Genomic DNA, 12,275 nt, shown 5'->3' with positions numbered 1-12,275 from the left:
AAAAACGGCGGTCCGTAATGACCGCCGCCTTTTCAATTTAGCTGCGGGAGCCGATCAAGCCGCGTGCTGCGTCGTCTTGCCCGCATCCGGCGAACGCCAACGCGTAAGCAGCTCGTTCCACTTGATGCGCACGCCTTTCAGGTTGTTCTCCTTCACGTGCCCATAACCGCGGATGGCGTCGGGCAGATTCGCGAGCTCGACCGCGAGATCGCGTTTCTGCGAAGTCAACCCGCCGATCAGCTCGCGCACCAGCGCCTCGTATTCGCCGATCAGCGCGCGCTCGGTGCGACGCTCCCCGGTTTTGCCGAACACGTCGAACGCGGTGCCGCGCAGGAACTTGAGCTTCGCCAGCACGTGCATGGCGCGGAACATCCACGGACCGTACTTCTTCTTGATCAGATGGCCGTGCGCGTCCTTCTTCGATAGCGTCGGCGGCGCAAGATGCAGATGCAGCTTCCAGTCGCCTTCGAACGTCGCGTTCAGCTTTTCGATGAACGCCGGGTCGCTGTACAGACGCGCGACCTCGTATTCGTCCTTGTACGCCATCAACTTGTGCAGGTTCTTCGCGACCGCTTCGGTGAGCGGCAGCTGGCCGTCGGCGGATTCGAGCGCGGTTTCCGCGTCCCGCACCTGCGATACCAGCGCGCGATAGCGCTCCGCATATGCACGGTTTTGCCACGCAGTGAGGTAGTCAGCACGCTTGTCGATCAGCGTGTCGAGCGCCTTCGGCGTATGCAGCGCGATGATCTTGCCGCTTGCGCTGTCCGCCGTCTCGCTGTGTCCCCGCAATTGCGCGAGCTTGCGTACCGCGGCCAGATCGTGCGCGGCGCGCCGTCCCCACTCGAACGCCGCGCGGTTTTTCTCTACCTGCACGTTGTTGAGCTCGATCGCGCGAATCAGCGACTCGTGCGTGAGCGGCACCCAGCCGCGCTGCCACGCGTAGCCGAGCAGGAACGGGTTCGTGTAGATCGCGTCGCCGAGCAGCGCTACCGCGAAGTGATTCGCGTCGACGGTCGAGACGTTGTCATTGCCGGCCGCGGCGCGCACGTCGGCCTCGGTGCTCGTGCCGGGGAAGCGCCAGTTCGGGTTCTTGATCAGCTCGGCTGTCGGCGTATGCGCGCTGTTCAACACGACGCGCGTGCGATCCGCGTGCATGCGCGACACGCATTCGTCGCCCGCGGTCACGATCGCATCGCAGCCGATCACGAGGCTCGCTTCGCCCATCGCGATGCGGGTCGCGTGAATGTCGGCGGGCTGGTTCGCGAGCTGCACGTGGCTCAGCACGGCACCGCCCTTCTGCGCGAGGCCCGTGACGTCGAGCACGGTGACCCCCTTGTTCTCCAGATGCGCGGCCATGCCGAGCAGCGCGCCGATCGTGACGACGCCCGTGCCGCCGACGCCCGTCACCAGCACGCCGTATGGGCGGTCGATGGATGGCAACTCGGGGTCCGGCACCGCCGGCATCGCGTCGGCGCCGACGCCGGAAGCCGCCTTCGGCTTGCGCAACTGGCCGCCTTCAACGGAGACGAAGCTCGGGCAGAAGCCGTTCACGCACGAGAAGTCCTTGTTGCAGGTCGACTGGTTGATCTGGCGCTTGGTGCCGTACTCGGTGTCGAGCGGCTCGACCGACAGGCAGTTCGACTTCACCGAGCAGTCGCCGCAGCCTTCGCACACCGCCTCGTTGATGACGACGCGCCGCGCCGGATCGGGATACGTGCCGCGCTTCCTGCGACGGCGCTTCTCGGTCGCGCAGGTCTGGTCGTAGATCAGGATCGTAGTGCCGGGAATCTCGCGCAGCTGACGCTGCACTTCGTCGAGCTGGTCGCGGTGATGAACGTCGACGCCGGGCGCGAGCCCGACGTTCGCCGCGTACTTCTCCGGCTGATCGGTGACGATGACGATTTTCGCCGCGCCTTCGGCGGCGAGCTGATGCGTGATCTGCGGCACGGTCAGCACGCCGTCGACCGGCTGGCCGCCCGTCATCGCGACCGCGTCGTTGTAGAGCAGCTTGTACGTGATGTTCGCCTTCGACGCGATTGCCGCGCGGATCGCGAGCAGTCCCGAGTGGAAGTAAGTGCCGTCACCGAGATTGGCGAACACGTGTTTGTCGTTCGTAAACGGCGCCTGGCCGATCCACGCGACGCCTTCGCCGCCCATCTGGCTGAATGTGCTGGTGCTGCGGTCCATCCAGACCGTCATGTAATGACAGCCGATACCGGCCATCGCGCGCGAGCCTTCCGGCACGTTGGTCGAGGTGTTGTGCGGGCATCCCGAGCAGAACCACGGCTTGCGCTCGACTTCGACGCGCGGCCGCGCGAGCGCCTTTTCCTTCGCCTCGATCACCGCGATGCGCGCGGCGATGCGCTCGCGCACGTCCGACGGCAGGTCGAACTTGTCGAGCCGCGTGGCGATCGCCTTCGCGATGATCGCGGGCGATAGCTCGTAGTGCGCCGGCAGCAGCCAGTTGCCCATCGGCACGGACCATTCGCCGCCCGCACCGTCCTTTTCGTCGAACTTGCCGAATACGCGCGGGCGCTGCGCGTCAGGCCAGTTGTATAGCTCTTCCTTGATCGCGTATTCGAGGATCTGGCGCTTTTCCTCGACCACGAGAATTTCGTCGAGACCGCGCGCGAAGGCCTGCGCGCCTTGCGCCTCGAGCGGCCACACGCAACCGACCTTGTATAGCCGGATGCCGATGCGCGAGCAGGTTTCGTCGTCCAGACCGAGATCGGTCAGCGCCTGACGCACGTCGAGATAGGCCTTGCCGCCCGTCATGATGCCGAAGCGCGCATGCGGCGAATCGATCTCGACGCGATCGAGTTTGTTCGCGCGCACATAGGCGAGCCCCGCGTACCACTTGTAGTCGAGCAGACGCGCTTCCTGCACGAGCGGCGGATCGGGCCAGCGGATGTTCAGCCCGCCCTCGGGCATCAGGAAGTCTTCCGGGAGGATGATGGTGGTGCGGTGCGGGTCGATATCGACCGATGCGGACGATTCGACCACGTCGGTCACGCACTTCATCGCGACCCAGAGGCCCGAATAGCGGCTCATCGCCCAGCCGTGCAGGCCGAAGTCGAGATATTCCTGCACGTTCGACGGAAACAGCACCGGCAGCCCGCACGCCTTGAAGATGTGTTCGGACTGGTGCGCGAGCGTCGAGGATTTGGCCGCGTGATCGTCACCGGCGAGCACGAGAACGCCGCCGTGCCGCGACGAGCCGGCCGAGTTGCCGTGTTTGAAGACGTCACCGGAACGGTCGACGCCGGGGCCCTTGCCGTACCACATCGAGAACACGCCGTCGTATTTGGCACTCGGGTACAGATTGACCTGCTGCGAACCCCACACGGCGGTGGCCGCGAGGTCTTCGTTGACGCCGGGCTGGAACACGACCTGGTGCGCCGACAGATGCTTCTGTGCTTTCCATAGCGACTGGTCGAGTCCGCCGAGCGGCGATCCGCGGTAACCGGAGATGAAACCGGCGGTGTTGAGGCCGGCGGCGCGGTCGCGTTCCTGCTGCAGCATCGGCAGACGCACCAGCGCCTGGATGCCGCTCATGTACGCGCGGCCGCGTTCGAGGGTGTATTTGTCGTCGAGCGTGACGGAAGACAACGCGGCTTCGAGCGAGGCTCGCTGACCTGCGTCTAGCGGGGCATTCATTATGTGTACTCCTCCACTTCAGCTTGGGATCACCAAAACTTTTCTGGCCCCCGGCATCTCGTGAATGCTGGGGCCGGGGTCGTCATATTGACGGCTTTCAAGCGATGGTAGCACTGGTGGAAACCCGCCGCAGCGAATCAAAAATCGCCCGCGCGCGGCCCTACTTCGAGCGGGTTCGCCGCATCTTGCGTACAGGTTGCAAGCAATTTTTCTGCATTTCGGTTGAAATTGACCGTATTGCGATTGCGCATGTAACAAGCTGTAAAACCTACAAATTCACGGAACCGCAGTGAAAACCACTGTCTAATCCCCACCTGCGGGCGATGCCGAACGTCGCGCATTCTGCGTGGCTTCGGGACCGCAGGGACCGTTAGAAAAGGAGTACACATGAACACGAGAAACGTCCAGACTTTCTTGATGGTTTCCGCCGCTTTTTTCGCGATGAGCGCGCCGATGCGCTCGAATCCAGGCAGCACGGGGGCGCTGTCGAACGCGGTCATTCGCACCGCCCAGGTCACACCGGCGCGTGTGGGGACGAGCCGGATAGACGGTTCGGCCGGCGGCGACGAGTACCGGCAGAATTCGTGACGCGCCGCATCGTGCGCGTCGGTTGACAACCGGCCGCCGTTTGTACGCGAGCGGCGGCGCAGCGAAATAAAAGGGCGAGGATCCTATGATCCTCGCCCTTTTTTTGTCTGCGCGCCGCTTACCCGCAATGCATCATCGTGATCAGCTCTTGTCCTGCACGACACCGCGCCGGATCTGGTCGAGTTCGATCGATTCGAACAGCGCCTTGAAGTTGCCTTCGCCGAAGCCCTGGTTGCCCTTGCGCTGGATGATCTCGAAGAAGATCGGTCCTATCTGGTTTTCTGTGAAGATCTGCAGCAGCAAATCGTCCGGCGCGCCGTCGATCAGGATCTTGCGCTTGCGCAGCTCGTCGAGCGGTTCACCGTGATTCGGCACCCGGCGGTCGACGAGTTCGTAGTACGTGTCGATCGTGTCGAGCAGCGAAATGTCCGACGCGCGCAGGCCGTCGACGGTGCGGTAAATGTCGCCAGTGCCGAGCGCGACGTGCTGGATGCCTTCGCCGTGGTACGCGTCCAGATATTCCTGGATCTGGCCGGCGGTGTCCGAGCCTTCTTCGTTGATCGGAATGCGGATCTTGCCGCACGGCGAGGTCATCGCCTTCGACTTCACTCCGGTCACCTTGCCCTCGATGTCGAAGTAGCGCACCTCGCGGAAGTTGAACAGGCGCTCGTAGAACTCGGCCCATTCCCGCATGCGGCCGCGATGCACGTTGTGTGTCAGATGATCGATATAAGTCAGGCCGTGGCCGACCGGGTTCGGGTTCGCGCCCAGGATCGGCTCAAAGTCGACGTCGTAAATGTCGATGTCGCCGATGCTATTCGGCGCCGCGCCATTCTTGCCGCGCCAGCGGTCGACGAAATAGATCAGCGAATCGCCGACGCCCTTGATCGCCGGAATGTTCAGCTCCATCGGGCCGGTCTTGTTGTCGAAGCCCCACGCGCCTTTCTCGAGCGCCTGGGCGTAGGCCTTCGCGGCGTCCTTCACCCGAAACGCGATCGCGCAGATCGACGGACCATGCAAGCGCGCAAAGCGCTGCGCGAACGAATGCTTCTCCGCATTGACGATGAAGTTGATGCCGCCCTGGCGATACAGCGTCACCTCCTTGTGACGATGCCGCGCGACCGCGGTGAAGCCCATCCGCTCGAACAGCTTGCCGAGCGCTTTCGGGTCCGGGGCCGTGTATTCGATGAATTCGAAGCCGTCGGTGCCGACCGGGTTCTCCCAAGTTGAAACCTGCATTGTCTGTCTCCAATCTCATGCGAGAAGGTTGCCGAGTGCGCGGGCGGTGAGCGCGCGGGACGGTCGGCGGGGCGCGACCGGATAGAGCAAGTGTAGAACTGCGATAGAGGCATGAACTTGCGAAGTTAGTCGTGCGTCGCTAGGCTTGAGCCAGTTTATGGCTCAATCTGAGCGTTACCTGGCAGAACATGGCTAAAACCGAGATAGACGCGATCGACCGGCGTATTCTGGCCATCCTTCAGGAGAATGGCCGTTTATCAAATCAGGAAATCGCCGAGCGGATCAATCTGTCGCCGAGTCCGTGCCTGCGGCGCATTCGCCGCCTCGAGGAAAGCGGCGTGATTCGCGGCTACGTGGCGCTGCTCGACGCACAGCGTCTCGGGCTCGACCTGCTCGCATATGTCAGCGTGCGGCTGGAAAAGGGGGGCGGTCGCGCGTTCAGCCCGCATGGCGAGGCCACGCACGCCGATCTATTTGGCGCGGCGGTGCGGACGTGGCCCGAAGTGGTCGCATGTCACGCGATGACCGGTGAAATGGACTACCTGCTGCGCGTCCAGGTGGAGGACATGGCGCACTTTTCGCGCTTCGTGCAGGATCAGTTACTGCGGCATCCGTCGGTAATAGATGTGAAGTCGAGCTTCTCGCTCGAAAAGATCAAGGAGACGACGGCGCTACCTATTCTTTAGGCTCCACGCGCTCGGTCCGGCGCGCGGCGTGGGCCGCGTCACAAATAGAAAAAAGGGCGACCGTGCGGCCGCCCCCTTCTCATTTCCCCGTAGCGGTTATTCAGGCAGCGACAGCCACCGGCATGAACGACTCGAACAGTCGGGATGCCTGGCGCGCGTGGCGCTTGAGCGCGTAGTCGAACACCGCGGCCTGCTCCTGCAGCATTTCGGCGAGGATGCTCGACTGGTCTGCCGGCGACAGCGTCAGATAGGCGTCGGCTTCGCCGTACGCGTACTCGATCTTCATGCCGGCCTTTTTGGCGATGTGCATCATGGTCGAGTTGCTCGTCAGGCAGTGGATGTAAAGCATCGTCACGTGCGTGTTGCGGCTGCGGATCGCGGCGCGCTCGAACAGCTTCGAGCCGATTCCCTGGCCGCGCGCGCTTTCGAGCACCGAGACGCCGAATTCAGCAGTGCGCTTGTCGCCTTCGGCCGGTAGATAGGCCAGATGGCCGACGCCGCTCAGTTCGAGCTTGCTGTTGAACACGCCAAACACGGTGTCGCGCTTAAAGTCGATCGTGCGCACGTAGTTTTCGATCACTCGGTCCGGCACAACCTGGCCGAAGCGCAGCAGACGGTCGTCTTCGTCAAGCGCGAGGAAATGAGTGAGCAGGCGTTCGCGATCGAGGGCGGTGAGTTCGCGGACCAGAACGTGCGCCGGTCCAGCAAACAGCGACGCACGATCTTTCGAGACGATCGGCTCAACGGTGCTAAGGGTCAGCGTGTTCATGGTCGGGTTCTCCTTTTAATCAGGCGGGGTTGTGCACCGCAGTGCCGATTTTAGCGGAAAGGGAAGCCGCAAACTAGGGAAAACCCGTATCAGAATCCAGGGCGACTGCCTGGAATGTCAGCGAGAAATTTTTAAGTCGATGATTTATAAAGGGAAATTAAAATGAACGGGCGTTCGTGGCAAGATGTCGCACGGATCCAACGCCCCGCCCTCCGTGCGGCTGCATATTGTTGCTTTGCGTCATTCGGCGGGCTCGTGGTGGTTCATTCAGGCGGCCGTCTCAACTGCCCGGCGCCGTTCCAAGACCATGCTCGACCATGCCGACCACCTGCTCGGCGAACTCGCGATAGCCCATGCGGCCGCCGGGCTTGAGCCATGTGAAGGTCCAGTTGATCATGCCGAACACCATCATCGTCAGCGCGGTCTGGTTATCGCGCGTCGCGCGTTCGGGGTAGGCGCGCGCGAGCTGGCGAGCGAACGCCGCGACCACGTCGCGCTGTCGGTTCAGGATGATCTCGCGCTGCGCGTCGACCAGATACTTGACATCGTTCAGCAACGCGACGTGTCGGCTGTGCGACGTCTCGTATTCGGACAGGAATGCTCGAATCAGCTCCGCGAAGGATTCTCGTTCGCTCAGTCCGCGCCGCTGGCTCGAGCCTTCCACCTCGGCGATGATCAGCATCAGCCGCTTTGTGTAGCGATCGAGCAGGTCGAACAGGATGGCTTCCTTGCTCTCGTAATAGTGATAGAGGCGCGCCTTCGAGGTGCCGCTTGCCGCGGCGAGATCGGCCATTGACGTGCTCGGATAGCTGGTTTGCGCGAATTTCGCCGCGGCCAGTTCGAGAATCTGTTCGCGTTGGGTTTCGTGATCGGGGGCTCGGGTGCGGGCCATAGTCGTGTAGTCGTGTGTTCTTGTCTTATTGAGGTGAGCAGGGGGCGGGCACCGCGCACAGCTCGAGCGAGCGCCATGCGTTCGTGTCGCCGCGCAGGCGAATGCGTTGCTGCGCCTCGAGTTCGCGGATGCGCCACAACACGATGCTATCGCTGACGAGGAACCCCAGCGGGGCGGTCATGACGTGAGCTGCGACGCGGGCGGCGGGCTGCCAGTCGTCGGTCGTGCGTTCGAGGATCAGCGCGTCGAGTTCGGCAAAGCCGCCGCTCGTGAACGCGTTGTCGCGCCAGCGCCGCGTCTCGCCGTTAGCCTGCGTGACCTCCTGCCATTCGAGCGCGAGCCGGCTGATGCGCAGCGCGGAAATCGGCGCGGCGTCCGGCAGGCGCGTCCGCAGCACGTCGGGCGCGAACATACCGACCGATGTCGCGCGATCCTCGCGGGTATGTGCCGACGCCCGGCGGTCGGTGAGGTCGGTAATCGACAAACGCACTGCGTTCAAACGCTGCGGGCGGCGGTTCAGCAGGTAGCAGACGCGCCGCAGCATCAGCTGGTCGGATGCGCTTTCGCCGTGCCACACCACGAGGTTCGCGCGGCTGGTCGCGAGGCCGTCGAGCACCGCGGCCTGTTCGCGAAACTCGCGCACGAAGTCGCGTTGCGTGTTCGCGCTGACGCGTTCCCAGAAGCCGGCGCGCACATGTGGACCGTCGTCAATGCCGCGTAGCGGACCAACCGCCAGATCGTCCCGCAACGGCTGCACGCGATCGTCGCGGCCCGCCTGGGCCAGCGCGATGCGCAGCGTCTCGGCGGCGACGTCGCCGTTGGTGAGGTGAATCGTGCTCATGGGCAAGGGCTTGCAGTGAAGCCGGCAGCAGTGACAAAAAGAGGCCGCTCGCCGACCAGGAACCGATGTCCCGAGCGATGAGCGGCCCCTAGTGTAAGCGGATCGCGAAACGGCCGAAAGCGGCGGTGGCTGTCACGCGAAGCCAGTGCTCAATCGGAGTAGTGCAGATGTTCGGGCGTAGCGGGGGCGTAACGGACGGGGTGAACGTGGTGGAAATGGCTGCGCCTACATGTGGTTGACTTCGCCGGGCAGCGGCCGCGACCCCGCTTCGGCACGTACGCCGGTAAAATTGCGAATTGGCTGCGATTTGCGGCCCATTTGCATCTCGGTACTCATGTTACGTTTAAGCGAAATCAAACTCCCGCTCGATCACCCCGAGAGCGCCCTCGAAGCAGCCATTCGCGCACGCCTCGCGGAACTCGGCGTGGCGCGGGACGGACTCATCCGATACACCGTGTTTCGTCGCGCGCACGACGCGCGCAAGCGCGCCGACATCAAGCTCACCTACATCATCGATGTCGAGGTCAAGGATGAAGCGGCCGCGCTGAAGCGGCTCGCCGACGTGCCGCATTGCGGCGTGACGCCGGACATGAGCTACAAGTTCGTCACTCGGGCGCCCGCGCAACTGAGCACGCCTCGTCCGGTCGTGATCGGCATGGGTCCGTGCGGCCTGTTCGCGGGCCTGATCCTCGCGCAGATGGGCTTCCGACCGATCATCCTCGAGCGCGGCAAGGCCGTGCGCGAGCGCACCAAGGACACGTTTGGCCTGTGGCGCAAATCGGTGTTGAATCCCGAGTCGAACGTGCAGTTCGGCGAGGGCGGTGCGGGTACGTTTTCGGACGGCAAGCTGTACAGCCAGATCAAGGACCCGAAACACTACGGCCGCAAGGTGCTCGACGAGTTCGTGCGGGCCGGTGCCCCGGATGACATCCTGTACCTGAGCCGGCCGCACATCGGCACATTCCGCCTCGTCAGCATGGTTGAGAAGATGCGCGCGAGCATCCACGAACTAGGCGGCGAGGTGCGTTTCGAGACGCGCGTCGAGGACATCGACATCGACAACGGCCAGGTGCGCGGCCTGAGGCTGTCGACAGGTGAGACGCTGCGCTGCGATCACGTGGTGCTGGCGGTCGGCCATAGCGCGCGCGACACTTTCCAGATGCTGTTCGACCGCGGCGTGTATATCGAAGCGAAGCCGTTTTCGCTCGGATTCCGGATCGAGCACCCGCAGGGTGTCATCGATCGCAGCCGTTTCGGGAAATTTGCCGGCCACAAACAGCTCGGTGCGGCCGACTACAAGGTGGTGCACCACTGCAGCAACGGGCGCACCGTGTATAGCTTCTGCATGTGCCCGGGCGGCACTGTTGTGGCGGCGACGTCCGAGCCGGGGCGCGTCGTCACGAACGGCATGAGCCAGTACTCGCGCGCAGAGCGCAACGCGAACGCGGGCATCGTGGTCGGCATTACGCCAGACGACTACCCGGGCGGCCCACTTGCCGGTATCGCCTTCCAGCGCAAGTGGGAAGAGCGGGCCTTCGAGCTCGGCGGGGGTAACTATATGGCGCCGGGGCAACTCGTCGGCGATTTCATCGCGGGGCGGCCGTCCACGTCGCTCGGCTCGGTCATGCCGTCGTACAAGCCGGGCGTGCGACCGACTGATCTCAGCACCGCGCTGCCCGACTATGCGATCGACGCGATCCGCGAAGCGCTGCCGCAGATGGAGAAAAAAATCGCCGGTTTCGCGATGCATGACGCCGTGCTGACCGGTGTCGAAACGCGAACGTCATCGCCGGTACGCGTGCGTCGCGGCGACGATTACCAGAGCGTCAACGTCAAGGGGTTGTATCCGGCGGGCGAGGGCGCGGGGTATGCAGGCGGAATCTACTCGGCGGCGATCGACGGAATCGAGGTCGCCGAAGCAGTCGCGCTGAAGATGATGAGTCAGCAAACGGCGTGAGTTAGAGCGGGTACGGCCGCAGGGGGCAGGGGCGGGCTGACTTGCCCTCAATTGCCGGCGATTGCCGGGACGATCGGGCACAATGCCCGTTTCGCCTTGAACCGATCCTCCCAATGACCATTCGCACCGTGGCTGCGGCATGCTGCGCAGCGCTGCTAGCCCAATTTGCTCCCATCGTCGTTTGCTCGAGCGCGTTCGCTGCCGACGCCCCCGGGCATTGGGTCGCCGTGTGGGCTACCGCGCTGCAACCGATTCCGCAGCGCGCCGAGTTGCCGCCGCTGTATCGCGCGCCAGATGTCGCCGGGCGTACCGTCCGACAAATCGTTTATCCAACGTTATCGGGGAAGACGGCGCGAGTTCATTTGAGCAATGCGTACGGCCAGACGCCGCTCGTCATCGAGGAACTGCGCATCGCGCGCTCCGCTGGCGGCGGGGCGGCGGTCGAGGGCGCCGGTAGTCGCGTGACGTTCGGCGGCAAGGGTGCGGTCAGCATTCCGCCGGGCGGGGAGCTGGACAGCGATCCGTTCGCGATCGACGTCGTCGAAGGCGCGCCGTATGCGATCAGTGCACTGGTGGGGCCGGAGCAGCGGATCGTCGCGTGGCACCGCGTGGCGAATCAGGTGAATTATGTGTCGGAGCCCGGCAGTCACACAGCCGACGAGTCCGCCGCCGCGTTTCGCGGACGCTTCACGCAATATGTATGGGTGACAGGCTTGTCGGTGGAGGCGCCGTCGCGGACGGCTGCCGTGGCCGCGATCGGCGACTCGATTACCGATGGCATGCGCTCCAGCCTGAACCAGAATCGTCGCTGGCCGGATGCGCTGGCTCGGCGGGTAGCGGCAAGCGGCGCACAGTCGACCGCGATCGTGAATCTCGGCATCAGCGGGAACCGGCTTCTGAGTGACTCGCCTTGCTATGGCGACGCGCTCGCGAGCCGCTTCGACCGCGACGTTTTGCGCCGCCCGGGCGTTAAGGCGGCGATCCTGCTGATTGGCATCAATGACATCAACTTCGCGGCAATGCCACCTCATGGCGGGCTCGACTGCGATTTTCCGCATACGTCGGTCACGGCCGCTGATCTGATTGCCGGTTACCAGCGAGTGATCACCGCCGCGCGGCGCGATGGCGTCAGGGTGTTCGGCGCGACGTTGACGCCGGCTTCGCTGCCGCCGGAGCGGGAAAATATCCGGCTTGCCGTTAATCGGTGGATTCGGACCAGTCATGCGTTTGACGGCGTTGTCGATTTCGACGCGGCACTGCGTGACCGGGCGCAGCCGGAACATCTGCAGCGCGCTTTCGATAGTGGCGATCACATCCATCCGAGCGACGCAGGCTACGCGGCTATGGCTGATGCGGTTCCAGTCGACGCTGTGGTGAACGCCGCGCGGAAGTGAGTCACAACTTTTTTAAGCGAAAGCGAAATGGGTGTTGACGATCCGCTGGAAGTTGTTCATAATTCCGTTTCTCTGCTGCAGACGCAGCGACGCAAACGACGCGGTGCCGGGTGATTCAGGCGCTGCGCGGTGGGCGAACCGATCTTTAACAACCAACAGCCGATAAGTGTGGGCGCTTGATGCCGCGATGCGGCGGCGGATTCTGCGGAATCTGCTGCCAGGCAAAAGGTATCAGAAGCCTCACACAGTAAT

10 protein-coding genes are annotated in these 12,275 nt (G+C 63.7%); 3 read left to right on the top strand and 7 right to left on the bottom strand.

Annotated features, from left to right (window positions below):
* Window positions 1-54: 54 nt before the first annotated feature.
* From LJ655_RS27340 to hppD, 3 genes are all read right to left on the bottom strand, one after another.
* Window positions 55-3,657 (bottom strand): indolepyruvate ferredoxin oxidoreductase family protein, encoded by a 3,603-nt coding sequence (locus tag LJ655_RS27340; protein ID WP_230564291.1) that lies wholly within the window; start codon window positions 3,655-3,657, stop codon window positions 55-57.
* Window positions 3,658-3,794: 137 nt separating this feature from the next.
* Entirely contained in the window at window positions 3,795-4,157 is a 363-nt protein-coding gene (locus tag LJ655_RS27335) for a hypothetical protein (protein ID WP_230564346.1), read from the bottom strand.
* Window positions 4,158-4,386: 229 nt separating this feature from the next.
* Window positions 4,387-5,484 (bottom strand): 4-hydroxyphenylpyruvate dioxygenase, encoded by a 1,098-nt coding sequence (hppD, locus tag LJ655_RS27330; RefSeq protein ID WP_230564290.1) that lies wholly within the window; start codon window positions 5,482-5,484, stop codon window positions 4,387-4,389.
* A gap of 188 nt (window positions 5,485-5,672) precedes the next feature.
* Between hppD and LJ655_RS27325 the strand changes: the two genes are divergently transcribed.
* Window positions 5,673-6,170 carry an Lrp/AsnC family transcriptional regulator gene (locus LJ655_RS27325; RefSeq protein WP_230564289.1) on the top strand — a complete coding sequence of 166 codons (498 nt, stop codon included), beginning with the start codon at window positions 5,673-5,675 and terminating at the stop codon, window positions 6,168-6,170.
* A 100-nt stretch (window positions 6,171-6,270) separates the two neighbouring features.
* Here LJ655_RS27325 and LJ655_RS27320 read toward each other — a convergent pair whose 3' ends face one another.
* The 3 genes from LJ655_RS27320 to LJ655_RS27310 all read right to left on the bottom strand — a co-directional run bounded on the left by LJ655_RS27320 (window position 6,271) and on the right by LJ655_RS27310 (window position 8,672).
* Window positions 6,271-6,939, bottom strand: a complete 669-nt coding sequence (locus LJ655_RS27320; RefSeq protein WP_230564288.1) for a GNAT family N-acetyltransferase — start codon at window positions 6,937-6,939, stop codon at window positions 6,271-6,273.
* Between the two features lie 280 nt (window positions 6,940-7,219).
* Window positions 7,220-7,831, bottom strand: coding sequence for a TetR/AcrR family transcriptional regulator (locus LJ655_RS27315; RefSeq protein ID WP_230564287.1), 612 nt, complete (start codon window positions 7,829-7,831; stop codon window positions 7,220-7,222).
* Window positions 7,832-7,856: 25 nt separating this feature from the next.
* Window positions 7,857-8,672, bottom strand: coding sequence for a DUF1835 domain-containing protein (locus LJ655_RS27310; protein ID WP_230564286.1), 816 nt, complete (start codon window positions 8,670-8,672; stop codon window positions 7,857-7,859).
* A gap of 334 nt (window positions 8,673-9,006) precedes the next feature.
* Between LJ655_RS27310 and LJ655_RS27305 the strand changes: the two genes are divergently transcribed.
* On the top strand, window positions 9,007-10,629 hold the full coding sequence (locus LJ655_RS27305; protein WP_230564285.1) for an NAD(P)/FAD-dependent oxidoreductase: 1,623 nt from the start codon (window positions 9,007-9,009) through the stop codon (window positions 10,627-10,629).
* Window positions 10,630-10,742: 113 nt separating this feature from the next.
* On the top strand, window positions 10,743-12,023 hold the full coding sequence (locus tag LJ655_RS27300) for an SGNH/GDSL hydrolase family protein (protein ID WP_230564284.1): 1,281 nt from the start codon (window positions 10,743-10,745) through the stop codon (window positions 12,021-12,023).
* A 56-nt stretch (window positions 12,024-12,079) separates the two neighbouring features.
* On the opposite strand, the gene LJ655_RS27295 is transcribed toward LJ655_RS27300, so the two are convergent.
* A partial coding sequence (locus LJ655_RS27295) for a hypothetical protein (RefSeq protein ID WP_230564283.1) occupies window positions 12,080-12,275 on the bottom strand: 196 nt, incomplete at its 5' end.

This window comes from Paraburkholderia translucens, from assembly GCF_020881035.1.
In the GTDB taxonomy this organism is placed as follows: Bacteria; Pseudomonadota; Gammaproteobacteria; order Burkholderiales; family Burkholderiaceae; genus Paraburkholderia; species Paraburkholderia translucens.
This window is presented reverse-complemented; position numbering and strand designations above follow the sequence as displayed.

Bases quoted from the DNA above. Each gene is read 5' to 3' on its own strand.
- LJ655_RS27340 (WP_230564291.1), bottom strand. From the start codon at position 3,657: ATGAATGCCCCGCTAGACGCAGGTCAGCGAGCCTCGCTCGAAGCCGCG.
- LJ655_RS27335 (WP_230564346.1), bottom strand. From the start codon at position 4,157: ATGACCGCGTTCGACAGCGCCCCCGTGCTGCCTGGATTCGAGCGCATC.
- hppD (WP_230564290.1), bottom strand. From the start codon at position 5,484: ATGCAGGTTTCAACTTGGGAGAACCCGGTCGGCACCGACGGCTTCGAA.
- LJ655_RS27325 (WP_230564289.1), top strand. From the start codon at position 5,673: ATGGCTAAAACCGAGATAGACGCGATCGACCGGCGTATTCTGGCCATC.
- LJ655_RS27320 (WP_230564288.1), bottom strand. From the start codon at position 6,939: ATGAACACGCTGACCCTTAGCACCGTTGAGCCGATCGTCTCGAAAGAT.
- LJ655_RS27315 (WP_230564287.1), bottom strand. From the start codon at position 7,831: ATGGCCCGCACCCGAGCCCCCGATCACGAAACCCAACGCGAACAGATT.
- LJ655_RS27310 (WP_230564286.1), bottom strand. From the start codon at position 8,672: ATGAGCACGATTCACCTCACCAACGGCGACGTCGCCGCCGAGACGCTG.
- LJ655_RS27305 (WP_230564285.1), top strand. From the start codon at position 9,007: ATGTTACGTTTAAGCGAAATCAAACTCCCGCTCGATCACCCCGAGAGC.
- LJ655_RS27300 (WP_230564284.1), top strand. From the start codon at position 10,743: ATGACCATTCGCACCGTGGCTGCGGCATGCTGCGCAGCGCTGCTAGCC.